At 71.2% G+C, this 24,451-nt stretch carries 14 protein-coding genes and 1 pseudogene; 9 read left to right on the forward strand and 6 right to left on the reverse strand.

What is annotated here, in order from left to right; translation table 11 throughout:
• Nucleotides 1-37 precede the first annotated feature (37 nt).
• Genes BN12_RS06265 through BN12_RS06280 form a run of 4 tightly spaced genes read left to right on the forward strand, consistent with a single transcriptional unit; the run spans nt 38 to nt 4,127 of the window.
• On the forward strand, nt 38-961 hold the full coding sequence (locus tag BN12_RS06265; protein ID WP_048550961.1) for a tetratricopeptide repeat protein: 924 nt from the start codon (nt 38-40) through the stop codon (nt 959-961).
• Nucleotides 962-963: 2 nt separating this feature from the next.
• Nucleotides 964-2,046, forward strand: a complete 1,083-nt coding sequence (locus BN12_RS25745) for an alpha/beta hydrolase (protein WP_048550963.1) — start codon at nt 964-966, stop codon at nt 2,044-2,046.
• Between the two features lie 27 nt (nt 2,047-2,073).
• On the forward strand, nt 2,074-2,820 hold the full coding sequence (locus tag BN12_RS06275) for an esterase family protein (RefSeq protein ID WP_048550965.1): 747 nt from the start codon (nt 2,074-2,076) through the stop codon (nt 2,818-2,820).
• Between the two features lie 56 nt (nt 2,821-2,876).
• Nucleotides 2,877-4,127 (forward strand): ATP-grasp domain-containing protein, encoded by a 1,251-nt coding sequence (locus tag BN12_RS06280; RefSeq protein ID WP_048550967.1) that lies wholly within the window; start codon nt 2,877-2,879, stop codon nt 4,125-4,127.
• 153 nt (nt 4,128-4,280) lie between these two features.
• Here the strand turns inward: BN12_RS06280 and pgm are convergent, their stop codons facing one another.
• Nucleotides 4,281-5,945 (reverse strand): phosphoglucomutase (alpha-D-glucose-1,6-bisphosphate-dependent), encoded by a 1,665-nt coding sequence (gene pgm, locus BN12_RS06285; RefSeq protein WP_048550969.1) that lies wholly within the window; start codon nt 5,943-5,945, stop codon nt 4,281-4,283.
• Nucleotides 5,946-6,271: 326 nt separating this feature from the next.
• Between pgm and BN12_RS06290 the strand changes: the two genes are divergently transcribed.
• Complete coding sequence (locus BN12_RS06290; RefSeq protein WP_048550972.1) at nt 6,272-7,669, forward strand: chymotrypsin family serine protease; 1,398 nt, start codon at nt 6,272-6,274, stop codon at nt 7,667-7,669.
• Nucleotides 7,670-7,708: 39 nt separating this feature from the next.
• On the opposite strand, the gene glgB is transcribed toward BN12_RS06290, so the two are convergent.
• The 4 genes and pseudogenes from glgB to BN12_RS06310 all read right to left on the reverse strand — a co-directional run bounded on the left by glgB (nt 7,709) and on the right by BN12_RS06310 (nt 15,168).
• The gene (gene glgB, locus BN12_RS06295) at nt 7,709-9,916 is read right to left on the reverse strand and encodes a 1,4-alpha-glucan branching protein GlgB (protein ID WP_048550974.1); all 2,208 of its coding nucleotides are present in this window, start codon (nt 9,914-9,916) and stop codon (nt 7,709-7,711) included.
• On the reverse strand, nt 9,913-11,409 hold the full coding sequence (locus tag BN12_RS25030) for a maltokinase N-terminal cap-like domain-containing protein (protein WP_162233057.1): 1,497 nt from the start codon (nt 11,407-11,409) through the stop codon (nt 9,913-9,915). The genes glgB and BN12_RS25030 overlap by 4 nt, the downstream gene beginning before the upstream one ends.
• Nucleotides 11,402-13,126, reverse strand: a complete 1,725-nt coding sequence (treS, locus tag BN12_RS06305) for a maltose alpha-D-glucosyltransferase (protein WP_048550976.1) — start codon at nt 13,124-13,126, stop codon at nt 11,402-11,404. Before treS ends, BN12_RS25030 begins: the two co-directional genes overlap by 8 nt.
• 7 nt (nt 13,127-13,133) lie before the next feature.
• Nucleotides 13,134-15,168: pseudogene (locus BN12_RS06310) on the reverse strand (alpha-1,4-glucan--maltose-1-phosphate maltosyltransferase).
• 153 nt (nt 15,169-15,321) lie between these two features.
• On the opposite strand from BN12_RS06310, the gene glgP reads away from it, so the two are divergent.
• Together glgP and BN12_RS06320 are read left to right on the forward strand one after the other, a co-directional pair.
• On the forward strand, nt 15,322-17,904 hold the full coding sequence (gene glgP / locus BN12_RS06315; RefSeq protein ID WP_048550979.1) for an alpha-glucan family phosphorylase: 2,583 nt from the start codon (nt 15,322-15,324) through the stop codon (nt 17,902-17,904).
• A gap of 936 nt (nt 17,905-18,840) precedes the next feature.
• Nucleotides 18,841-19,614, forward strand: coding sequence for a hypothetical protein (locus BN12_RS06320; protein ID WP_048550981.1), 774 nt, complete (start codon nt 18,841-18,843; stop codon nt 19,612-19,614).
• 1,098 nt (nt 19,615-20,712) lie between these two features.
• Here the strand turns inward: BN12_RS06320 and glgX are convergent.
• Nucleotides 20,713-22,884 (reverse strand): glycogen debranching protein GlgX, encoded by a 2,172-nt coding sequence (gene glgX / locus BN12_RS06325; RefSeq protein ID WP_048550982.1) that lies wholly within the window; start codon nt 22,882-22,884, stop codon nt 20,713-20,715.
• Nucleotides 22,885-23,034: 150 nt separating this feature from the next.
• Here glgX and BN12_RS06330 point away from each other — a divergent pair, with 150 nt between their 5' ends.
• Complete coding sequence (locus BN12_RS06330; protein WP_048550984.1) at nt 23,035-23,538, forward strand: hypothetical protein; 504 nt, start codon at nt 23,035-23,037, stop codon at nt 23,536-23,538.
• Complete coding sequence (locus BN12_RS06335) at nt 23,535-24,323, forward strand: enoyl-CoA hydratase/isomerase family protein (RefSeq protein WP_048550986.1); 789 nt, start codon at nt 23,535-23,537, stop codon at nt 24,321-24,323. Before BN12_RS06330 ends, BN12_RS06335 begins: the two co-directional genes overlap by 4 nt.
• Nucleotides 24,324-24,451 lie beyond the last annotated feature (128 nt).

The following is a 24,451-nucleotide window of genomic DNA, read 5'->3' on the forward strand; positions in this document are numbered from 1 at the left end:
CCCTGTGCCGCCGCCCGCCGTTTGAGAGGATGACGACATGACGCAAGAACCCATCGCCGGCTCCGCAGGCCGGGGTGCCGTCGACCTGTCCGGGCTGTCCGCATCCTCCCCGTCCGGCTCCGTAGGAGGCGGTCGATCCGCCATCCCCGAGGGGCTCGTCGTCGAGGGCACCGACGCGACCTTCACCACCGTCGTCAACGGGACGCTCCGGGTGCCGGCCGTCGTCGTCATCTGGTCGCCGCGGCTGCCGCAGACCGCCGACTACGTCGACGTCGTGACCCGGGTCGCGGCCTCGCTCGACGGGCGGCTCCAGGTCGTCACCGTCGACGCCGACGCCAACCCCGGCATCACCCGCGCCTTCCAGGTCCAGTCCGTGCCGGTGACGATCGGCCTCGTCCAGGGGCAGCCCGTCCCGCTCTTCGCCGGGGCGCTGCCCGAGTCCGAGGTCCGGGCCACCTTCGACCAGCTGCTGGCCGTCGCCGTCCAGCACGGGGTCGCCGGGCGGCTCGACCTCGGCCCCGTCCCGGGCGGCGACGACGAGCTGGCGCTGCCCCCGCTGCACCAGAAGGCCTTCGACGCCATCGAGGCCGGTGACCTCGAGGGCGCCGCCGCGGCATACGAGCAGGCCCTCGCGGAGAACCCCGCGGACGCCGAGGCCGAGGCGGGGCTCGCCCAGGTCGCCCTCCTGCGGCGCACCGCGACGCTGGACCTCGACGCCGCCCGGGCCGCCGCCGCGGCGGACCCCACGGACATCGACGCCGCCCTCGACATCGCCGACCTCGACCTCCTCGGCGGCCATGTCGAGGACGCCTTCTCGCGTCTCGTCGACCTCGTGCGGACGACGTCGGGTGACGACCGCGACCGGGTCCGCGCCCGGCTCCTCGAGCTCTTCGCCGTCGTGGGCAACCACGACGAGCGGGTCCGCAGGGGCCGCACGGCGCTCATGAGCGCCCTCTTCTGACCGTGCCCGCCCCGCGGCTGCTGGACGACCATGTCCGCTTCGAGGCCGCCCTGCCCGCCGTCGACGGCCACCCCGTCGAGGCCGTGCGCCTCGACGCCGACGACGTCGTCGCGGGGGGCCGCGACTTCGCGCGGGTCGCGGCGGACGGCGCGACGACCTCGTGGCGGCTCGACCTGCCGCGCCCCCCGCTCCAGCGCTTCGAGTACCGCTTCGACGTGACGGCCGGTGGGACGACGCGGACCGTCCTCGACCCCGACAACCCCGCGAGGGTGCCGACCGCCTTCGGCGACCGGTCGGTCATGGCGATGCCCGCGTATGCCGCGCCGGGCTGGCTGTCCGCCCCGGCCGTGCCGGGGACGCGGACCGAGGTGTCGCTCGTCGCCGAGACGGCCGAGCCGGTCCCGATGACCGTGTGGTCGCCGGTCACGGCCGGCACGGACGACGCGCTGCCGATGCTCCTCGTCCACGACGGCCCGGAGTACGACCGGCTCGCCGCCCTGACCCAGTTCTCCGGGGCGATGATCGCCGCCGGGCGGGTGGCGCCGCACCGGGTCGCCCTCGCGACGCCCGTGCTCCGCGACGCGTGGTACTCCGGGTCGCCGACCTACCTGCGCACCGAAGCGGGGGCCGGCCTGACCCATCTCGCCGAGCAGTTCCCGACCCGCGGGCCCGTCGTCGTCATGGGCGCGAGCCTCGGCGGGCTCACCGCGCTCCTCGTCGGGCTGCTGAGCGCCAACGGAGCGGGCACTGTCGGCGGCGTGTTCTCCCAGAGCGGGTCGTTCTTCACCGTGCACCGCGACGACCAGGAGAGCGGGTTCAAGTACTTCGGGAGGATCACGCGGGCGGTCCAGCAGGTCCTCGACGCGCCCGGCACGGAGCATCCCCTCCGGGTCGCCATGACGTGCGGGAGCCTGGAGGAGAACGCCGGCAACAACCGCGACATGGCCGCGGCCCTCGCTCGAGCGGGGCACGACGTGACCTACCGGGAGGTCCCCGACCTGCACAACTACACGGCCTGGCGGGACAGCCTCGACCCCTCCCTCACCGATCTGCTCGCCGCACTCTGGGGGCAACCGCCCTGCTGACCGGCCGGGCTGTGCCAAGGTAGGCCCATGGCAGAGGCTGAGGCGTCGCTCGAGGTCCCGGGGACCGACACATGGCTCACGGTTCGCCGGCACGGCCACTGGGGCCGTCCCGTCCTCGTCTTCCCCAGCGAGGCGGGCCGTGCCGTCGACTTCGAGAACAACGGGATGCTCGAGGCCGTCCGCTGGCTCGTCGACGAGGGCCGGGCCAGCCTCTTCTGCGTCGACTCCGCCGACCAGTGGACGTGGTCGGACAACAGCATCCCCACCGAGGAGCGCGCCACCCGCCAGAAGCTCTACTACACCTGGCTCACCGACCGCGTCGTGCCCTGGATCGCCGACCAGTGCGGCGGGCCGCAGGAGCTCGTGACGACCGGGGTCTCCCTCGGGGCCTACCACGCCGTCCACTTCGCCCTCCAGCGGGCCGATCTCGCACCCGTCGCCATCGGGCTGTCCGGCAACTACGACGTCTCGACCTTCCGGGGGTGGGGAGAGCTCGGCGACGAGACGTACTTCGCCAACCCCGCGGCATACGTCCGGAACCTCCACGGCGACCACCTCGACTGGCTCCGCTCGCGGCTGTCCGTCGTCCTCGTCGTCGGGCAGGGGCCGTTCGAGTGGGAGCCCACGCAGAGCTACCCGCAGACGCTCGCATTCGCAGACGCCCTGCGGGACAAGGGGATCCGTCACGAGCTCGACGTGTGGGGGCACGACTCGGCGCACGACTGGCCATGGTGGCGCAAGCAGCTCGCGCATCACCTCCAACGCTTCGTCTGACCCGCACGACCCATCGGCCGGCCGGTGCCGGCCACCCCGTGGAAAGGACCCTCGCGATGCCGCAGAACCACCTCATCGGACTCCTCCTCGGCGCCGAGGAGGACTGGCCGACCGCCTTCGAGGCGATCGCGCGGCGACTCGGCGTGCTCACCGCGTCCGACGGGTCGACGCACGAGGTCAGCACCGAGCGGGTCACCATCGAGCCGTTCAACCTGCGCGACGTGCCACGCCACGACCTCGTCATCGACCGCCTCGCCTACTGGTACTACCACCCGCGGGAGTGGCTGAAGAAGGTCGCCCTCATGGACGACGTCTACCTCCTCAACAGTCCCTTCACGTTCCAGTCGATGGAGAAGCACTCCGCCTACTGCGCCCTGCTGCGCCTCGGGATGCACGTGCCGGAGACCGTCCTCGTGCCGTACAAGAACCCCGTCGACAACGCCCGCTGGGCGTACACGAGCGCGAAGTACAACCGGGGCTTCGACCTCGAGGCCCTCGCGAACGAGCTCGGGTACCCGCTGTTCATGAAGCCCTTCGACGGCGGGGGCTGGCGCGGCGTGTCCCGGATCCGCGACGCGGGCGAGCTGAACTCGGCCTACGACGACTCCGGCGAGATGCTCATGCACCTGCAGGAGTCCATCGACGGCTACGACGTCTTCGCCCGGGCCCTGACGATCGGCCCGGAGACGATGGTCATGAAGTTCCAGCCCGACGAGCCGATGCACAACCGGTATGCCGTCGCGCACGGCTTCCTCTCACCCGAGACCGGGGCGGAGGCCGTGACGATCAGCCAGACGGTCAACGCGTTCTTCCGCTGGGAGTTCAACTCCTGCGAGATGCTCGTCAAGGACGGGGTCGTCCACCCCATCGACTACGCCAACGCCTGCCCGGACGTCGCCGTCACCTCGCTCCACTACTACTTCCCCTGGGCGATGGCGGCGCTGTTGCGCTGGTCGACGTTCTGCGTCGTGACGGGGCGCCGGGCCCGCACGCAGGTCGACACCGACCCGTGGTTCGCCGTCGCCGACGACCCCGAGCTCGACTACGCCGCGCGGCTGGGGGCCTACCAGGCCCTCGCCGACGACCACTTCGACACCGACCGCTACCGCGAGTTCTGCGACACGACACTGCGGCACGTCGACGAGATGGTCTACGACTGGGTCGGGAGCGACGAGTTCCGCTCGATGCTGCGCAGCACGATCCAGCAGACCTACCCGCCCCACGAGTGGGAGCGGTTCGAGGCGCACTTCGGCGGACTCGTGGGGCTCTGGCTCAGCGACCAGGCCGCCGCCCGCGCCTCGAGCTGACGGGCGACCCTCCCGCCCCGGTCTGCACCCGACCGGCGGCTCCACGGCCCGGACGGAGACGTTGCGTCAGGACGGAGCAACTCCTCCGTCCCGACGCAATTTCTCCGTCCGCGCGATGTTCGGGGCCCTCGTGCCGTGAGCGCCCCCGCGGCCTCAGGAGCCGAGCGCGGCCGAGACGACCTCCTTCGCCTCCGCCTGCACCTGTGCGAGGTGCTCGGGGCCCCGGAAGGACTCGGCGTAGATCTTGTAGACGTCCTCGGTGCCCGACGGCCGGGCGGCGAACCAGGCGCTCTCGGTGACGACCTTGAGCCCGCCGATCGCCGCGCCGTTGCCGGGAGCCTTCGTCAGCTTGGCCGTGATCGGCTCTCCCGCAAGCGAGTCCGCCGTCACGTCGTCGGGGGAGAGGGCCGCGAGCTTGGCCTTCTCCTCCCGGTTCGCCGGGGCGTCGATCCGGGCGTATGCCGGGTCCCCGTGCGCGGCGACGAGCTCGGCATACAGCTGGCTCGGGCTCTTGCCCGTCCGTGCCTGGATCTCCGAGGCGAGGAGGGCCAGGAGGATCCCGTCCTTGTCCGTCGTCCAGACCGACCCGTCGAAGCGGACGAACGACGCGCCGGCCGACTCCTCGCCGCCGAACGGCCCGGACCCGTCGAGCAGCCCGGGGACGAACCACTTGAACCCGACCGGTACCTCGACGAGCCGCCGGCCGAGATCCTCGGCGACGCGGTCGATCATCGAGCTCGACACGAGCGTCTTGCCGATGAAGCCGTCGCTGCGCCAGCCGGGGCGCGCGCCGCCATAGAGGTACTGGATGGCCACGGACAGGTAGTGGTTGGGGTTGAGGAGGCCCGCGTCCGGGGTGACGATGCCGTGGCGGTCGGAGTCGGCGTCGTTGCCCGTCGCGATGAGGTACTGGTCGCGCTTGCCGATGAGCGAGGCCATCGCGTTGGGCGAGGAGCAGTCCATCCGGATCTTGCCGTCCCAGTCGAGCGTCATGAACCGCCACGTCGCGTCGACGAGGGGGTTGACGACGGTGAGGTCGAGACCGTGGCGTTCGGCGATGGCGCCCCAGTAGTCGACCGACGCGCCGCCGAGCGGGTCGGCGCCGATCCGGATGCCCGCCTCGCGGACGGCGGCGATGTCGACGACGTTCGGCAGGTCGTCGACATACGTGCCGAGGAAGTCGTAGCTGCCGACCGTCGCCCGCGCCCGCTCGAACGGCACCCGCCGGACGCCGTCGAGCCCGGCCCTGATGTAGGCGTTGGCCGCGGCGGCGATGACCTTCGTCGCGTCCGAGTCGGCCGGCCCGCCGTGCGGCGGGTTGTACTTGAAGCCGCCGTCGCTCGGCGGGTTGTGCGACGGGGTGACGACGATGCCGTCGGCGAGGCCGGTATGCGGGGCAAGGCTCCCCACACCGGTCACCTTGCCGCGGTTGGCGGTGAGGATGGCGTGCGACACCGCGGGGGTCGGGGTGTAGCGGTCGGCGGCGTCGACGAGGACCGTGACGTCGTTGGCGACGAGGACCTCGAGCGCGCTCGCCCACGCCGGCTCGGAGAGTCCGTGCGTGTCGCGGCCGATGAACAGCGGCCCGTCGAAGCCCTGCTCCTTGCGGTAGTCGCAGATCGCCTGGGTCGTCGCGAGGATGTGGTCCTCGTTGAAGGCGGTCCGAAGGCTCGAGCCCCGGTGCCCCGACGTGCCGAAGACGACCTGCTGGTCGATGTCGTCGGGGTCGGGTCGCAGCGTGTAGTACGACGTGACGAGGTGGGGGACGTCGACAAGGTCGGAGGGCTCTGCCGGCTGTCCTGCGCGCGGGGAGTTCATGGCGTCATCCTTCCACCGCGGCCCCCCTGCGCGCCCGCCACGTCCGGCCCGGCCTGCGCCCCGTGTCGAGCTGGGTCTCGCACGTGCCGAGTTGGTGTCGTCGCGGGACGGTTCCGGGGACGACAACTCGGCACGTGCGGAAGTGGGCTCTGCACGTGCCGAGTCGATGTCGTCGCGGGACGGTTCCGGGGACGACAACTCGGCACGTGCGGGGTGGGGACGAGGCCGCGGGGTGGTATCAGCGGGTCGGGATCGGTCCTCCTTCGTCCTGTCGGCCCCGACCCGGGGCCCGGGCGCCGCCTGGTGGGGCGGCAGATGGAGGGAACATGTCCAGACTCACTCTGGCCGGCGTCGCCGCCGGCATCGGCGCGGGAGTCGCCCTCGCCGCAGGGGTCGGTGCGGGAACCGCCGTCGCGGCGGCACCGCATACGGCCTCGGTGTCCCACGCGACGACGGCGGCCACCGGAGGCGGGCTCTCCGAGCCGGCACCGGTGAGCCGGGCCGCGAAGGCGGCCAAGGGCGCGACCGGCCCGTCGACGCTGAGTCCCAAGGAGGCCGCGCTCATGAAGCGTCAGGCCCCGCTCCTGGAGGCGGCGAACGTCGCCACGACGGCGAGTCGGGCCAAGGGCTCGGACATCGCGGGTGTCAGCATCGACGTCGCCAAGGGTCGCGTCGACCTCTACCGCACCTCGCCCGCCAAGGCCCTGCCCACGGGCATGGCCCGCGCCGGCGTCAAGGTCTCGGTCCACAAGGCCCGGTTCAGCGCGGGCCAGCTGGAGCAGGCCGCGGCACGGCTCGAGGCGTCCGGCAAGGCGCTCGGCGCGAAGGGCGTCACCGTGTCGGCGATCTCCGTGCCCGTCGACGGCTCCGGGCTGCGGGTCACCGTCCTCTCGCCGGCGACGCCGAAGGCCGGAGCGCCCGAGGCGCTGTCGGCGACCTCCGCGAAGTCGGTCCTCGCCCAGTCGCTCGGCGGAGCGGTCTCGAGCGTGACGACGTCGAAGGCCACGTGGAGCCCGAGCAGCGAGTACTACAGCGGCTGGCGCTTCAACGACTACGCCCCGTGGTACGGCGGCGACCGCATCGCCCAGGGCTGCACGACCGGCTTCCCGGCGCTCTACAACGGCACGATGGAGGTCATGACGGCGACCCACTGCGGTGGCTCGGGAACCGTCTTCACCAATGGTCCGCGCGCCAGTGGCCCGAACGTGACGATGGGTGCGGTGACGTATGCCAACGCCGGCACCGACATCTCCGTCATCGACGTCGCGGGCTCGACGAACTACATCAACGTCGGCCCGGCGCAGAACAGCTCGGTCCGCGCCGTCGGCTCGTGGCAGTCCCCCGTCGTCGGGTCGTACATCTGCCAGTCGGGCTCCTACACGGGTGAGGTCTGCGGTCTGCGCGTCGTCGACACCAACCAGAGCGTGTGCACGAGCTACATCCTCTGGTGGTGCACGGCATACATGGGACCGATGGCCGACGTCGTCAACTCGGCAGGCTCCGGCTCGTATGCCGCGGGTCACGGTGACAGCGGCGGGCCGCTCTACTGGTACGACTCCTCCGGCTACGTCCGGCCCGTCGGCCAGGTCCACGGCCAGCTCTTCCCGAACGCCCAGGCCGCCTATCCGGCCTACTACTCCGACCAGATGTGGTGCCCCGCGCCCGAAGGGTGGCAGCAGCGCTGCTCGTCGGGCTTCTCCTTCGCCCACATGCCGGGCAAGTGAGGCCCTGAGAGCCGCACGACCCGTCCGCCTCGCGCCCGCCTACTCCTCGTCGGCGGGCGCGAGGTAGACGGCCGACAGCGCCGCGACCCGGACGACGACCGAGGCGGGCTGGCCCTGCCAGGGACCGGCGGTCGCCTCGAGCACGGTGTCCGCCTGGCTCGGCGTGCCGTACTCGTCGTACCCGCTCGTGTCGAGGATGACCTTCCACCGGCCCTCGCCGGGGACGCCGAGCCGCATCGCCTCCTTGGCGGCGCCGCTGAAGTTGGCCGCGACGACGACGGCCGAGGCCGAGCCGTGGTCGTCGTCGTCGAACCGCACGTAGGAGAAGGTGTTCCCGCCGTTGTCGTCGGCGTCGAGCCAGTCGAAGCCCGACGGCGAGGAGTCCAGGCGCCACAGGGCCGGCTGCGAGGTGTAGATGTGGTTGAGCTCCTTGACGAGGTTGTGGACGCGGTAGTGGGCCGCGTGGTCCAGGAGCCACCAGTCGAGGGACCGGCCGTCGGCCCACTCGCTCGGCTGGGCGAACTCCTGCCCCATGAAGAGCAGCTGCTTGCCCGGGTGGCTCCACATGTACGCCAGGAAGCAGCGCAGCGTCGCGAGCTGCTCGAAGCGTCCACCCGGGATCTTGTTGAGCAGCGAGCCCTTGCCGTGGACGACCTCGTCGTGGGAGACGGGCAGGACGTAGTTCTCGCTGTAGGCGTACATGAGCGAGAAGGTCAGCAGGTTGTGGTGGTACTGCCGGTTGACCGGGTCCTCCTTGAGGTAGCGGAGGGAGTCGTTCATCCAGCCCATGTTCCACTTGAGCCCGAAGCCGAGCCCGCCGCTGTCGGTGGCCTTCGTGACGCCCGGCCACGAGGTGGACTCCTCGGCGACCGTGACGATGCCGCCGACCCGCTTGTATGCCGTCGCGTTCGTCTCCTGGAGCAGGCCGATCGCCTCGAGGTTCTCCCGTCCGCCGTGGACGTTCGGCAGCCACTCGCCGTCCTTGCGGGAGTAGTCGAGGTACAGCATCGAGGCGACGGCGTCGACACGCAGCCCGTCGACGTGGAACTCCTCGAGCCAGTAGATGGCGTTGGCGACGAGGAAGTTGCGCACCTGCATCCGGCCGAAGTCGAAGATGTGGGTGCCCCAGTCCGGCTGGTCGCCCCTGCGGGGGTCCGGGTGCTCGTAGAGCGGCAGCCCGTCGAAGCGGGCGAGCGCCCAGGCGTCGCGCGGGAAGTGCGCGGGGACCCAGTCGAGGATGACCCCGATGCCGTGCTGGTGCAGCGTGTCGACGAGGTACTTGAAGTCGTCGGGCGTGCCGAACCGAGCCGTCGGCGCGTAGTAGCCCGTCACCTGGTAGCCCCATGACGGGCCGTACGGGTGCTCCATGACGGGGAGGAGCTCGACGTGGGTGAAGCCGAGGTCGGAGACGTAGTTGACGAGGTGCTCGGCGAGGTCGCGGTAGGACAGGCCCTGCCGCCACGAGCCGAGGTGGACCTCGTAGATGCTGACCGGGCCGTCATGGACGGTCTTGGACGGGCGGGCCGACATCCACTCGTCGTCCGCCCACGCGTGGGTCGAGTGGTCGACGACGGACGCGGTCGCGGGAGGGACCTCGGTGCGCCGCGCCATCGGGTCGGACTTGGCCCGCAGATGGTCGTCGGCTCCCCGGATCTCGTACTTGTAGACGGCCCCCTCCACGACACCCGGGACGAACAGCTCCCACACGCCGGACTCGCCGAGCAGCCGCATGGGGTGGGAGCGGGAGTCCCAGTCGTTGAAGTCGCCGATGACGTGGACCGCCTTGGCCCGCGGCGCCCACACGGCGAACGACGTCCCGCGGACCGTTCCGAGCGGGCCCGGGTACTCCTGGACGTGCGCCCCGAGGACCGTCCACAGCTGCTCGTGGCGCCCCTCGCCGATGAGGTAGATGTCGATGTCGCCGAGGGTCGGGGCGAAACGGTAGGGGTCGTCCTGCTCGTGCTCGATGCCGTCGGCCCACGCCGCGAGGACGCGGTAGTCCATCGTCGCGTCGGCGTCGGGGCGCAGGGCGCTCCACACTCCCTCGGCCTCGTGCTGCAGGGGGAGCACCTCGCCGTCCTCGAACCGGACGCGGACCGAGTTGGCGAGCGGCCGGAAGACCCGGATCCGGAGCCCACCGTCCTCGAGGTGCTGGCCGAGCAGGTCGTGCGGCTGTTGGTGCCGGCCCTGGGCGAGAGCGCTGATCGCGCCGGCGAGCTCGGTGGAGGGGGTGGACGGTGGTGTCACGGCGTGACCTCCTGCGGATGGGTCGGTCCCGGGGGAGGACCGGTGCGGGCCGGGCGTCCGTCGAGGAGGCGGCGGACGGCGTCGAGGGGGATGGACAGCCAGGTCGGTCGGTTGCGGGCCTCGTAGACGACCTCGTAGAGCGCCTTGTCGAGCTCGAAGGCGGTGAGCAGGGCGCCGAGCCCGCGGGGGTCGGTGCCGGACTCCTCGAGGTACCCGTCGAGGAAGGCCTCCTGGCACGCGGCGACCCAGTCGCGCGCCGACGCGCCCGGATGGGCGAGCTCGTGGGAGCCGCCCGCATAGTCGAAGGAACGCACCATCCCGGCGACGTCGCGCAGCCACTGGTCGGGGCGCGCCCGCTCGGCGAGGGGCCGCAGCGGCTCGCCCTCGAAGTCGAGGAGGATCCATCCACGGCTGGGGGACCGGAGCACCTGGCCGAGGTGGTAGTCGCCGTGGATCCGTTGCATGGCAGGCCAGCTCGCGCGCGACACGGCCTCGTAGACGCGCTCGACCGCGGGGTCGTAGGCGACGAGGGCCGGTGCCTCGGTGACCGCCGTCGCATGCCGGGAGCGCATCTCGGCGACGATGCGGGCCCGGTCCTGCGCCGTCGTCTCCCGCGACCCGAGCGCCTCGGCGAGAGCCCGGTGCACCTCGGCCGTCGCGGCCCCGAGACCGGCGGCCTGGGTCGTGAACGTCTCACCGGCGGCGAGGGCCCGGAGGGCGACCCGCCAGGCGTCCTCGACCCCCGGCAGGAACTCCTGGGCGAAGGCCAGGTCGCCGTATGCGACGTGCTCGCCGTCGGCGTCCGGCGCACCCGAGGGGTCGGTGGGCCAACTCCACGACAGGTGGCCGACGGCCTCGGGGACGCGGTCGCACCCGGCCGCGCGAAGCCCGCCCTGGACCTCGACGTCGGGGTTGGCGCCCGGCTGGAGGGTGCGGAACACCTTGACGATGAGCGGCCGCCGGGTGCCGTCCTCGAGGGCGCAGTCGAGGATGACGGAGGTGTTCGACTGCTCGCCGGACAGCACCTTCGAGGAGACGACGGTCGCCTCGTGGACCCACGAGGGATGCCGCGCCGCGACGACCGACTCCTCGACGGCATCGCTGCGCTGGGAGGAGGCGGCCCGGACCCGGCCCTGGATGCAGGCGAGCAGCTGCGCGGCATACACCGGATCGTGGGGGGCGTCGTAGACCCACCGCTTCCCGAGGACCGAGTGCATCATCGTCCCGACGAGGGCCCGCTCGGCGCCGCCGAGCGGGGCGTCGCGGTAGGTGAGGGGCACCTGGTAGAGCACGGGGTGCGGGCCGGAGTCGTCGGCGACGAGCATCGTCTCGACGCCCACCCGCCCGGCGGGGTCGTCGAACCGGAACGACGCGATCCGCCGCACGCTCGGGCGGCGGCCCTTCGCGGCATACCACCGCTGGTCGCCCATCCACGCGCCGACGAGCTCACCCTTGCCCGGGGTGAGTCGCGCGGTCGTGTGGATCTCAGCCACGGCGCGTCTCCGTCGGGGGGTAGAGCCGCAGCCAGAAGAAGTCCCGGGACCCGAGCGTCATGTGGATCCGGCCGGCGTCGTCGAGGTCGGGGAAGCCGTGCCCCCCGAACAGGTCGACGGTGCTCCACCCAGCGAAGCGCTCCGGCACGGTGATGTGGCCGGCGGCGGGACGGGCGGCGAGGTTGTTCACGCAGAGGACGACCTCGGTCGGGTGGTCCGCGTCGTCGCTCTCGACGACCCGGACGAACGCGAGGATCGAGTCGTTGTCGGCGGCTGCGACGGTGAAGTCACCGAGCCCGAAGACCGGATGCTGGCCGCGGACGGCGAGCATCGCCTTGAGCCAGTGGAGGAACGAGGAGCCCGTCGCCATCTGGGCCTCGACGTTCGCCGTGTTGTAGTGGTACACGAGCGAGGAGATGACGGGCAGGTAGAGACGCCCGGGGTCGGCCGTCGAGAAGCCGGCGTTGCGGTCGGGGGTCCACTGCATGGGGGTGCGGACCGCGTCGCGGTCGTTGAGCCAGATGTTGTCGCCCATGCCGATCTCGTCACCGTAGTAGAGGCACGGCGACCCGGGGAGCGACAGGAGCAGCGCGTGGATGAGCTCGATCTCCGGGCGGCTGTTGTCGAGCAGCGGGGCGAGCCGGCGGCGGATCCCCACGTTGGCCCGCATCCGCGGGTCGGGGGCGTACCAGCCGTACATCGCGGCCCGCTGCTCCGGGGTGACCATCTCGAGGGTCAGCTCGTCGTGGTTGCGCAGGAACGTGCCCCACTGCGTCCCGGACGGGATGGGCGGGGTGTCGGCGAGGATGTCGACGATCGGCGCGGCCTTCTGCTCGCGGAGCGCGTAGTAGAGCATCGGCATGATCGGGAAGTGGAAGCACATCTGGCACTCCGGCGCCCCCTCGGTGCCGAAGTAGTCGACGACGTCGGCGGGCGGCTGGTTCGCCTCGGCGAGCAGGATCCGCCCGGGGTACTCCTCGTCGATCATCGCGCGCAGCTTGACGAGGAACGCATGCGTCTTCGGGTGGTTCTCGCCGTTGTGGCCCTCCTCCTCGTAGAGGTAGGGGACCGCGTCGAGCCGGAACCCGTCGATGCCCATGTCCATCCAGAAGCGGACGACCTCGAACATCGCCTCGTGGACGGCCTCGTTCTCGAAGTTGAGGTCCGGCTGGTGGGAGAAGAACCGGTGCCAGAAGAACTGGCGGCGCACCGGGTCGAAGGTCCAGTTGGACACCTCGGTGTCGATGAAGATGACGCGCGCGTCGGTGTACTTGTCGTCGGTGTCGGACCACACGTAGAAGTCGCCGAAGGGGCCCTCGGGGTCCGACCGGGACGCCTGGAACCACGGGTGCTGGTCGCTCGTGTGGTTCATGACGAAGTCGGTGACGATCCGGATGCCGCGCGCGTGCGCCTCGGTGATGAGCTGGCGGAAGTCGGGAAGCGTCCCGAACTCCGGCAGGACCGAGGTGTAGTCGGCGATGTCGTAGCCGCCGTCGCGCAATGGCGAGGCGTAGAACGGCGGCAGCCAGATGCAGTCGATGCCGAGCCACTGGAGGTAGTCGAGCCGGGCCAGCAGGCCGTTGAAGTCGCCGGCGCCGCTCCCGTTGGAGTCGGCGAAGGCCCGGACGAGGACCTCGTAGAAGACCGCCTTGCGGAACCACTCGGGGTCGTGCTGGAGCCCCGGCTGGCTGAGGGCGAGACCCTGGACCGCCGTCATCTGCCGCTCACCCGCCGAACCTCCGCACGGCGATGATGTGGACGGGCTCGCGCTCGGCACCCAGCCGGACGAAGGCGTGCTCGGTCCACTGCCACGACTCGTCGGTCACGAGGTCGTGGGCGACGAAGTGCTCGCTCCAGTCCATCCCGAGGGCCGGCATGTCGAGGTGCACCATCGTCGAGCGGGTCGAGTGCGGGTCGAGGTTCGCGACGACGATGACGAGGTCCTCGCCCCCGTGGGGGAGACGCCGCCGCTTGGAGTAGCAGATGACGTTCTCGTCGTCGGCGTGGTGGAAGGTGATGTTCCGCAGCCATGCGAGCGCGGGGTGGGCTCGCCGGATCCGGTTGAGCATCGTGAGGTAGCCGGCGAGCGACTGACCCTCCTTGCGGCCCCCCGGCTCGTAGTCCTCCCAGTGCCGGTCCCTGTACTGGTACTTCTCGTTGTCGATCTGCTCCTCGGCCCCGGGGCGGGCGACGTGCTCGACGAGCTCGTACCCCGCATAGATGCCGTAGGTCGGCACGAGCGTCGCGGCGAGGGCGGCGCGCAGCTTCCACGCCGTCGGCCCGCCGAACTGCATGTAGGGCGTGAGGATGTCGTGGGTCGTCGGCCAGAACGACGGGCGCATGTAGGCGGCGTCGTCGCCGGACAGCTCGCGGAGGTACTCCTCGATCTCCCACTTGGCGTTGCGCCACGCGTAGTACGTGTACGACTGCTGGAAGCCGACTTTGGCGAGGGTGTGCATCATGGCGGGCTTGGTGAAGGCCTCCGCGAGCCAGATCGTCTCGGGGTAGTCCTTCGCGACGTCGGCGATGATCCACTGCCAGAACTCGACCGGCTTGGTGTGGGGGTTGTCGACGCGGAAGATCCGCACGCCGTGGTCGAGCCACACCTGGACGACGCGCCGCATCTCGGCATACGCGCCGGCCGGGTCGTTGTCGAAGTTGAGCGGATAGATGTCCTGGTACTTCTTCGGCGGGTTCTCCGCGTAGGCGATCGTGCCGTCGGCCCGCGTCGTGAACCACTCGGGGTTGGTCCGGACGTAGGGGTGGTCGGGCGAGCACTGGAGCGCGAGGTCGAGGGCCACATCGAGGCCGAGCTCCTCCGCGCGGGCGACGAACGCGTCGAAGTCCTCGAACGTCCCGAGGTCGGGATGGATGCTGTCGTGCCCGCCGTCGGGCGAGCCGATGGCATACGGGCTGCCCGGGTCGTCCGGTCCGGCGTCGAGGGTGTTGTTCGGGCCCTTGCGCGCGGTCGTGCCGATGGGGTGGATGGGCGTGAGGTAGACGACGTCGAAGCCCATGCCGGCGATCGCCGGCAGCCAGCCGCTCGGCGGCGGTGCGCAGCGTTCCCGAGGTCCAGTGGCCCGTCACCGGGTCCTGCCGGGCCCCCTCGCTGCGGGGGAAGATCTCGTACCAGGCTCCGGCGAGGGCGCGTTCGCGCTCGACGAGGAGGGGGTATGCCGTGCTCGGGCTGACCATCTCGCGCAGCGGCCGGTCGTGGAGCTCCTCGCGGACCGACCGATCGGTGGCCGGAGCGATCCGCGCGGCCGGCGGGCGGGAGGTGTCGCGCAGCGCCGTCACCGCGTCGAGGAGCAGCCGCTCGGCCTCCGGGGAGCGCTCCACCTCGGCGGCGCAGCGCTCGAGGAGCCGAGCCCCCTCCTCGAGCATGAGCTCGACGTCGACGCCGGCGGCCACCTTGATCGTCGCGTCGTGGTGCCACGTGCCGTAGGGGTCCGACCACCCCTCGACCCGGTAGGTCCACCAGCCCGTGCGGTCCGCGGTCACCGGCGCCTGCCACGTGTTGAGGCCCTCGTTGGTGCACGTCATGGGCACCGGGTGGTCCACGCCGTCCGGGTCGGCGAGGACGACCGTCGCGTTGACGGCGTCGTGTCCCTCGCGGAACACCGTGGCCGTCACGACGAACGTCTCGCCGACGACGCTCTTGGCGGGGCGGGCCCCGTCGTCGACGACGGGCCGGACGTCCTGGACCGGGATCCGGCCGATGGGAGCCTGCGGCGGGGCTGTGCGGGGAGCATCAGTCACACGGCCGACGCTACACGGCGGGACACCCTCACGTCGGGCTCGACGCGATGCCGGACGAGCGGCCGAGGGGCTGGCCAGCGGTGATGCAAGAATCTGTCATTCTTTGCAAGACCATGACATCGCGGACGTCGTTTCCCCCTACGATGGCCGCTTGTGAAGGCTATCCGTCGCTTCAGCGTGCGCACCGTCCTGCCCGCACCCCTTGCCCCGCTCGACGACCTCGCGAGCAACCTCCGCTGGTCCTGGCACCACCCCACCCGCGAGCTGTTCCGCGGCATGGACCCCGACAAGTGGGAGCAGGCCAAGCACGACCCCGTCCGCTTCCTGTCCCGCTTCACCCCGGAGGAGCTCGCCGCCCTCGCCGCCGACGAGGACCTCGTCGGACGCGTCGCGGCGGCCCAGGCCGACCTCGACCATTACCTCACGGCTCCCCGATGGTACCAGACGTTCCTCGCCGAGCACCCCGACGGGGGTCCCGCCACCATCGGCTACTTCAGCGCCGAGTTCGGCATCACCGAGGCTCTCCCGCAGTACTCCGGCGGCCTCGGCATCCTCGCCGGCGACCACCTGAAGTCGGCGTCCGACCTCGGGGTGCCGATCGTCGGCGTCGGCCTCTTCTACAAGACCGGCTACTTCAAGCAGTCCCTCAACAGGGACGGCTGGCAGGTCGAGGACTACCCCGTCCTCGACCCCAACGGGCTCCCGCTCGCCCTCCTCACCGAGGCGGATGGCACGCCGACCCGCATCACCCTCGACCTCCCCGGGGGTCGCACCCTCCACGCCCACGTGTGGCGCGCCCAGGTCGGGCGGGTGCCCCTCCTGCTCCTCGACTCCGACGTCCAGGAGAACGACGAGGCCGCTCGCAACATCACCGACCGCCTCTACGGCGGCGGCGGCGAGCAGCGCCTCCAGCAGGAGATGCTCCTCGGGATGGGCGGCGTCCGCGCCCTCCGCGCCTGGTCGCGCCTGACCGGCACCCCCGCGCCCGACGTCTACCACTGCAACGAGGGCCACGCGGGCTTCCTCGGGATCGAGCGGATCCACGAGCTGACGGTCGCCGAGGGCATGACGTTCGACGAGGCGCTCGAGGCGGTCCGGCCGGGAACCGTCTTCACGACGCATACGCCGGTCCCTGCGGGCATCGACCGCTTCGACGCCGGGCTCGTCGAGCTATACTTCGGCGGCGACCGGGCCCTCGCCGGGGTGCCCATCGACCGGCTCCTCGCGCTCGGCGCGGAGAGCTACGAGGGCGGCAGCCCGGGCGTCTTCAACATGGCCGTCATGGGCCTGCGTCTCGCCCAGCGCGCCAACGGCGTGTCCCAGCTCCACGGGATCGTGAGCCGGGAGATGTTCGACGGGCTGTGGCCGGGCTTCGACGACACCGAGGTGCCGATCACGAGCATCACGAACGGCGTCCACGCGGGCACCTGGGTCGACCACCGCGTCTTCGAGCTCGCGGCGCGGTACATCGGGACGACGGAGGTCGAGCGGGACGACGCGTGGCACCTCGCCGCCACCGTTCCGCGCGACGCGATCTGGGCGACGAAGCGGGAGCTGCGGAGCGGGCTGGTCACCGAGGCCCGGCGGCGGCTGCGGTCCTCGTGGAAGAAGCGGGGTGCCTCGCCGGCCGAGCTCGGCTGGGTCGACGACGTCCTCGACCCCGACGTCTGCACGATCGGGTTCGCCCGGCGGGTGCCGACGTACAAGCGCCTCACCCTCATGCTCCGGGACCCCGAGCGGCTCAAGCGGCTGCTCCTCGACCCCGAGCGGCCCGTCCAGCTCGTCATCGCCGGCAAGTCCCACCCCGCCGACGAGACGGGCAAGCAGCTCATCCAGCAGATGGTCCAGTTCGCCGACCAGGAGGACGTGCGGCACCGCATCGTCTTCCTCCCGAACTACGACATCGCGATGGCGCGTCACCTCTACCCGGGCTGCGACGTCTGGCTCAACAACCCGCTCCGGCCTTTCGAGGCCTGCGGGACGTCGGGGATGAAGGCGGCGCTCAACGGCGCCCTCAACCTCTCGATCCTCGACGGCTGGTGGGACGAGTGGTTCGACGGGCAGAACGGCTGGGCCATCCCGACGGCCGACGGCGTCGAGGACGCCGAGCGCCGTGACGATCTCGAGGCCAACGCGCTCTACGACCTCATCGAGAACCAGGTCGTGTCCCGCTTCTACGACCGCGACGAGGACGGCCTGCCGCAGAACTGGCTCTCGATGATCGTCCACACCCTGAGCACCCTCGGGCCCAAGGTCCTCGCGACCCGCATGGTCCGCGACTACACCGAGCAGCTGTATGCGCCGGCCGCGCGCTCCGCGTGGGCCGCCGCGAGCGACCGGTTCGCGCCCGCCCGGGACCTGTCGGCATACAAGGCCAGGGCCCGCGAGGACTGGGGCGGCGTCCACGTCGACCATGTCGAGTCCTCCGGCGTGTCCGACTCCCCGCAGGTGGGCGACGTCCTCCACGTCACGGCCTACGTCTCGCTCGGCGCCCTCGCCCCGGACGAGGTCGAGGTGCAGGTCGTCTACGGGCACGCGATGCGCGACAGCGACGACCTCACCGAGATCCGGACCGCGGACCTCACCCACACCGACACGTACGAGGCGGGGCGGCACACGTTCGACGGCGACATCACCCTGTCGCGGACGGGGTCGTTCGGCTACACCGTCCGGGTTCTGCCCAAGCACCCGGGCCTCGTCATCCCCGCCAACCTCGGCCTCGTCGCCAACGCCTGACCATCGGGGGTCTTCGTCCGCCTGACTGACCGGCCCGCAGCGCGGTCGAGGTATTCGCTGCCCTTCTCGTGGTGTCCTCGTACCTCGATTCGGGAGGCGTCCGCCGGGTCGAGGTATGCGATGTCCCGTCGGGTGGTCCGGGGCTGCGAGCCCGGGCGAGCCCCGGACGGCGCCCCTTACTTCGACTCGGAGGGTGGCCCACCGGGTCGAGGTAGGCGGTGTCCCTCTGCCGGTGTCTCCTTACCTCGACTCCGAGAGCGCCCGCTCGGTGGAGGTATCCGGCGTCCTTCTCGTGGTGTCGGCGTACCTCGATTCGGGAGTCGCTCGCCGGGTGGAGGTATCCAGTGCTACTCCGACGGTGTCTCCTTACCTCGACATGGAGGGTGGCCCACCGGGTCGAGGTACGCGGTGTCCCTCTGCCGGTGTCTTCCTACCTCGACTCCGAGAGCGCCTGCTCGGTGGAGGTATCCGGCGTCCTTCTCGTGGTGTCGGCGTACCTCGATTCGGGAGTCGCTCGCCGGGTGGAGGTATCCAGTGCCACTCCGACGGTGTCTCCTTACCTCGGCTGCCAGGGTGGCCAGTCGGATCGAGGTACGCCCTACCGTCCCGGTCCTCGTCGTGACAGATCACACGCTGACGCCTCGACGTCCTGTGACGCTCACGCCATGAGTGCCGTCCACAGTGGCATGACAACGCCGCCGGCCATCCACAGGGCGCGTCCTTGGGCTGCGCTCGCGCGGGCTGACGCGCAACGTTGTCGTCATGAGCCCCGTCCGTCGTCTCGACAGCCTCCGTCACGATGCGGCGGCGGCTGCCAAGGCGCACAGCGGTGTGGTGTCACGAACCGCACTGGCTGAGCTCGGGATCGATGCGCGGATGGTGGCACGCGAAGTGGCGGCGGGTCGATGGCGGACGCATGGGCGACAAACGGTGGCCATGCACACGGGAGAGCTCGACGACGTGGCGAAGCGATGGCGAGCGGTGTGGGAAGTGGGGACCCGGGTCGCGGCCGTCGACGGCGTGTCGGCACTCCAGGCGGCGGGGATGACCGGCTTCGAGGAGCCCACCGTCCATGTGTCGGTCGTCCATCGCATCGCCCTGCGATCGCATACGGACCTGCGAGTGCACAAGATCATCCGGCGCGTGCCACAGGAGGTCACCGAGGCCGGCCTGCCCCGTGTCAAGCCCGCGTATGCCGCGGTCCGTGCCGCGCAGTGGGCCTGCTCGGATCGCCAGGCCGCGTTGCTCCTCGTCATGCCTGTCCAGCAGCGCCTGGTGACCGGCGCGCAGCTGCGCTCGGCCGCGACGTCGATCCCGGGTCGCGCGCGACGAGGGCTGGTCCGCACTCTCGTCCGTGACATCGCCGACGGCGCGCAGTCGCTCGGCGAGCTCGACTTCGCCGCGCTGTGCCGCCAGCGTGGGCTGCCCGAGCCCTCACGCCAAGTCGTACGCGAGGGGCCCGATGGGCGGATCTACCTCGACGTGCGGTGGGACAACGGGCTCGTCGTCGAGATCGACGGCACGGCCCACCAGTCGGGCCTCTCGGTGTCCGATGACCACCTGCGCGCCAACCTCGTCACGATGGACGGGGACATCGTCCTCCGGATGGACCTGGTCGGCCTCCGTCTGCGGCAGGAGGAGTTCATGGACCAGGTGGCCCTCGCCTATCTCACGCGTTCCACGCACCACCGTGCCGGGGCGGCGCGCTGACCGTCGCGCCCAGCGGGGAGACACCCACCCCGTGACCACACTGTCCATGGGCTGTACGACGCGCGCTCGCCGGGTCCGGGCCACCTCGACTCGGTGGGCGTCCATGGGGTGGAGGAACCTGGTGACGCCGAGGGGACGGCTGCCATGTCGACGCCGTGGACTGGGCCGTCGGGCGGGATTACCTCGACTCGCCTGGGCGCCTGCGGGTGGAGGTATCTGGTGACCGACGTTGTGATGGGGTCGAGATACCTCGACCCGGGGAGGGCGCCCGCGGGTGGAGGTATCGGGTGACGTTGCGGTGGGCTCTGGATACCTCGACTCGGGAGGGCGCCTGCGGGTGGAGGTATCGGGTGTCGTTGTGGTGGGCTCTGGATACCTCGACTCGGGACGGTGTCCATTGGGTGGAGGTATCCGGCGACGTTGCGGTGGGGTCGGGCTACCTCGACTCGGGACGGCGTCCGTTGGGTGTAGGTATCTGGTGACGCTGAGGGGACGGCTGCCATGTCGACGCCGGGGACTGGGCCGTCGGGCGGGATTACCTCGACTCGCGAGGGCGCCTACGGGTGGAGGCATACGGCGACGTTGCGGTGGGCTCGGGATACCTCGACTCGGGGCGGTGTCCATTGGGTGGAGGTATCCAGTGATGTTGTGGTGCGGTCGGGATACCTCGACTCGGGACGGCGTCCGTTGGGCGGAGGTATCTGGTGACCCTGAGGGGACGGCTGCCATGTCGACGCCGTGGATTGTGTCGAGGGTGCGGGGATTACCTCCAACCGGAAGGGCGCCACCGGGTGGAGGTATCCAGTGATGTTGTGGTGCAGTCGGGATACCTCGACCCGGGGAGGGCGCCTGCGGGGGTGGAGGTAACGAGTGTCGTTGTGGTGGGGTCTGGATACCTCGACTCGGGACGGTGTCCACTGGGTGGAGGTATCCGGCGACGTTGCGGTGGGGTCGGGCTACCTCGACTCGGGAGGGCGCCTGCGGGTGGAGGTAACGAGTGACGTTGTGGTGGGCTCTGGATACCTCGACTCGGGACCACGTCCGCTGGGTGGACGTATCTGGTGACCCATCGGCCCCAGACGGCAGGGCGGCCCGCGCTCAGCGGCCGAGGAGGACGCAGAGCGACGCCGGGCCGACGTCGAGGCGGCGCTCGCGCAGGGGGCCCCGAGCCGGGGCCGGCCGCTCCCAGGTGGAGTCCCACACGAGGTGGTAGGCGTCGCACCCGGTGGGCAGGGGCGGCAGCGTGATGGACCGCTCGAAGGCCCCGCCGTGGAGGACGAGCAGGAGCGAGGAGTTGCCGACGACGCGGCCGTCGAAGAGCGCCTGCAGGGTCCGAGCGCCGCCGAAGCCCCACCCGTCCGTCATCGGCTCGCCGTCGGCGTCGAACCAGCCGAGGTCCCGCGTCCCGTCGGGATGGGCGGGTCGCCCGGTGAAGTAGTGGCGCTGGCGCAGGACCGGGTGCTCGCGGCGCAGGGCGGCGAGGAAGCGGACCGTCTCCAGCATGTCTCCCTGCCACGGCGCCGGGTCCCAGTCGAGCCACGAGATCTCGTTGTCCTGGCAGTAGGCGTTGTTGTTGCCGTGCTGGGTCCGGCCGAGCTCGTCGCCGGCGCACAGCATCGGCACCCCCGTCGACAGCAGGAGCGTGCCGAGCAGGTTCCGCAGCGATCGGCGGCGCTCGGCGAGGATCGCGGCGTCGTCCGTCGGCCCCTCGACCCCGTGGTTCCACGAGCGGTTGGAGTCCGAGCCGTCCCGGTTGCCCTCCCCGTTGGCACCGTTGTGCTTCACGTCGTAGGCGGTGAGATCGGCGGCCGTGAAGCCGTCGTGGGCGGCGACATAGTTCACCGACGCGACGGGCCCCCGGTCGCGCGCGCGGAACAGGTCGTCGGACCCGGCGAGCCGGGTCGCGAGGTCGTGGACGCCGTGGCCCGACTGCGCCGACAGACCGGCGCGGTCGGTCGCCACCCCCTGCAGCCAGAAGGTGCGCACGGTGTCGCGGAAGCGGTCGTTCCACTCGCTGAAGGGGGGCGGGAACTGGCCGGTGCGCCAGCCGTGGATCCCGAGGTCCCACGGCTCGGCGACGAGCTTGACCCGGGACAGGACGGGGTCGGTGCGCAGCGCGACGAGGAAGGGGTGGTCGGGGTCGTAGTCGTCGTTGCGGGCACGGGCGAGGGCGACGGCGAGGTCGAACCGGAACCCGTCGACGTGGCATTCGGTGACCCAGTAGCGCAGGGAGTCCAGGACCATCCGGCAGACGACGGGATGGCGCAGGTCGAGGGTGTTGCCGCAGCCCGTCACGTCGATGTCCTGCCCCCGCGCGTCGAGGCGGTAGTAGGCGCGGCTGTCCAGACCCCGCCAGGACAGCGTCGCCCCCCTCCGCGACTGCTCGCACGTGTGGTTGTAGACGACGTCGAGGATCACCTCGATCCCCTCGGCGTGCAGCCGCCGGACCATGACCTTGAACTCGTCGACGACGCCCTGCGGATCGGTCGCCGCGGCATACGGCGCGTGGGGGGCGAAGAATCCGAGGGTGTTGTATCCCCAGTGGTTGGTGAGTCCGCGACGGACGACCTCGGGCTCGCTGGCGAACGCATGGACCGGCAGCAGCTCGACCGCCGTGACGCCGATCGAGGTGAGGTGACGCAGGACGGCCGGATGGGCCAGCCCGGCATACGTGCCCCGGAGCGCCTCCGGCACCTCGGGATGCCGCATGGTGAGGCTGCGGACGTGCGTCTCGTAGATGATCGTCTCGCTGAACGTGCGCTCCGGCGGCGCGTCGTCGCCCCAGTCGAAGGCGCCGTCGACGACGACCGACCGGGGGACGAAGGGCGCGCTGTCGACGTCGGAGCGGACCTCGTCGTCGCCCCGCAGGTGGACGTCGACGACGTGGCCGTAGACCGCGGGGTCGTAGGTCACGCCGCCCTCGAGCGCCCTCGCATACGGGTCGGCGAGCAACTTGCTCGGGTTGTGCCGCATGCCCTGCGTGGGCTCCCACGGCCCGTCGACGCGGAAGCCGTACCGCTGCCCGGGACCGATCCCCGGCACCCGGCCGAACCACCAGCCGTGCGCCCGCTCGACGAGGGGCACCCGCCGCTCGGACCGCCCCGCCGCGTCGTGCGGCTCGAAGAGGCACAGGTCGACGGCGTCGGCGTGCCCCGCATAGACGGCCACGTCGGCGCAGCCCTCGAGGAGGGTGATGCCCGGGCGTGGCGGCAGGTCGCGGGAGTCGGTGGAGGGGCCGGCGCCGGACGGGGAGGGCGTCAGCGGGCTCATGGCGCCACAGGATATGGCTCGCCTCCGCCGGGCGTGGGCGCATTCCACGGACGGACGCTCGGACCCTCGTCGAGTATGCCGTCGGCCTGCCCGGGGGTCACTCGGCATCTCGGCGATCCGGAACCGCTGGGGGTTGACTACGGTTGAGGCATGAGCGACCCCACAGCCCTGCCCAACTTCCCGCCGCCGCCCGACGAGCACCCGCTGCGTGGCCGCGTCCTCGACTCCCTCCTCGACATGGGCCTGCAGCCCGACATCGACGCGGACGGGGACGTCGCCTTCGTCGTCAACGAGCAGCAGCTGTTCATCCGCTGCATCGAGTCCGAGCTGACCGTCATGCGCACCTTCGGGCAGTGGCAGATCGGCGAGGAGGTGCCGCAGGACACCCTGGCGCAGCTGACCGCCTGCAACGAGGTCAACCTCACGATGAACCTCGTCAAGACCGGCCTCGCCAACGGCACCCTCGTCGTCACGACCGAGCACCTCGTCCGAGCGGAGGAGGACGTCTCCGGGGTCGCGAACATCAGCATCCAGGTCGTCCTCGCCGCCGTGCACCTCTGGCACCAGCGGATGCTCGGCGAGAACCCGTTCGAGCAGGGACCCGACGGCGACGGGGCACCCGATGCCGGCCCGCAGGGAGGCGGCGACCAGTGACCGACCTCGTCCGGTTCGAGGTGGAGGACGGCATCGGCACGATCCGCCTCGACCGCCCGCCGATGAACGCCCTCAACAGCGAGATCGCCCACGGCGTCATCGAGGCCTGCGACGAGGCGTCCACGCGGTCCGACGTCGGCGCCGTCGTCCTCTACGGCGGAGAGAAGGTCTTCGCCGCCGGGGCCGACATCAAGGAGATGGCGGCGCTGTCGTATGCCGACGTGGCCCCCCATACGGTGCTCCTCCAGGACTTCGCGCGGGCCATCGCACGCGTGCCGAAGCCGACCGTCGCGGCCATCACCGGGTATGCCCTCGGCGGCGGCTGCGAGATCGCCCTCGCCTGCGACTTCCGGGTCGCGGCCAAGCGCGCGCGGCTCGGCCAGCCGGAGATCCTCCTCGGCGTCATCCCGGGGGCCGGGGGGACGCAGCGACTGGCTCGCCTCATCGGTCCCGCCCGGGCCAAGGACCTCATCTTCTCGGGCCGCTTCGTGTCGGCCGACGAGGCGCTGGCCATCGGTCTCGTCGACGAGGTCGTCGACTCCGAGGAACCGGACGCCGTGTATGCCGCCGCCAAGGCCCGCGTCGCGGCCTACGCGACCGGCCCCCGCCTGGCGCTGGCCGCCGCCAAGGAGGCCGTCGACAAGGGGATCGAGGTCGACCTGCAGAGCGGTCTGGAGCTCGAGCGGGCGCTCTTCTGGTCGCTGTTCGCCACCCGCGACAAGGAGATCGGCATGACCTCCTTCATCGAGAACGGCCCCGGCAAGGCGGTCTTCGAGGGTTCCTGACCGAAGCCCGCTGCCCGCTGCCCCAGATCGCCGGTCCCCGACCCGCGCCCATGTCGCTGGGCCCCGAGCAGCTTTATCGGGTCACCCCGGAAGACTGAGCTTCACCCGGCAAGCGTTGTCGGGTGAAG

Origin of the sequence: Nostocoides japonicum T1-X7, from assembly GCF_001046855.1 — a bacterium.
GTDB lineage: Bacteria > Actinomycetota > Actinomycetes > Actinomycetales > Dermatophilaceae > Nostocoides > Nostocoides japonicum.

Coding starts and splice junctions, on each gene's coding strand:
- BN12_RS06275 (WP_048550965.1), top strand. CDS start 2,074: ATGGCAGAGGCTGAGGCGTCGCTCGAGGTCCCGGGGACCGACACATGG.
- BN12_RS06290 (WP_048550972.1), top strand. CDS start 6,272: ATGTCCAGACTCACTCTGGCCGGCGTCGCCGCCGGCATCGGCGCGGGA.
- BN12_RS06280 (WP_048550967.1), top strand. CDS start 2,877: ATGCCGCAGAACCACCTCATCGGACTCCTCCTCGGCGCCGAGGAGGAC.
- BN12_RS06265 (WP_048550961.1), top strand. CDS start 38: ATGACGCAAGAACCCATCGCCGGCTCCGCAGGCCGGGGTGCCGTCGAC.
- BN12_RS06320 (WP_048550981.1), top strand. CDS start 18,841: ATGCACACGGGAGAGCTCGACGACGTGGCGAAGCGATGGCGAGCGGTG.
- BN12_RS06330 (WP_048550984.1), top strand. CDS start 23,035: ATGAGCGACCCCACAGCCCTGCCCAACTTCCCGCCGCCGCCCGACGAG.
- pgm (WP_048550969.1), bottom strand. CDS start 5,945: ATGAACTCCCCGCGCGCAGGACAGCCGGCAGAGCCCTCCGACCTTGTC.
- glgX (WP_048550982.1), bottom strand. CDS start 22,884: ATGAGCCCGCTGACGCCCTCCCCGTCCGGCGCCGGCCCCTCCACCGAC.
- treS (WP_048550976.1), bottom strand. CDS start 13,126: ATGACGGCGGTCCAGGGTCTCGCCCTCAGCCAGCCGGGGCTCCAGCAC.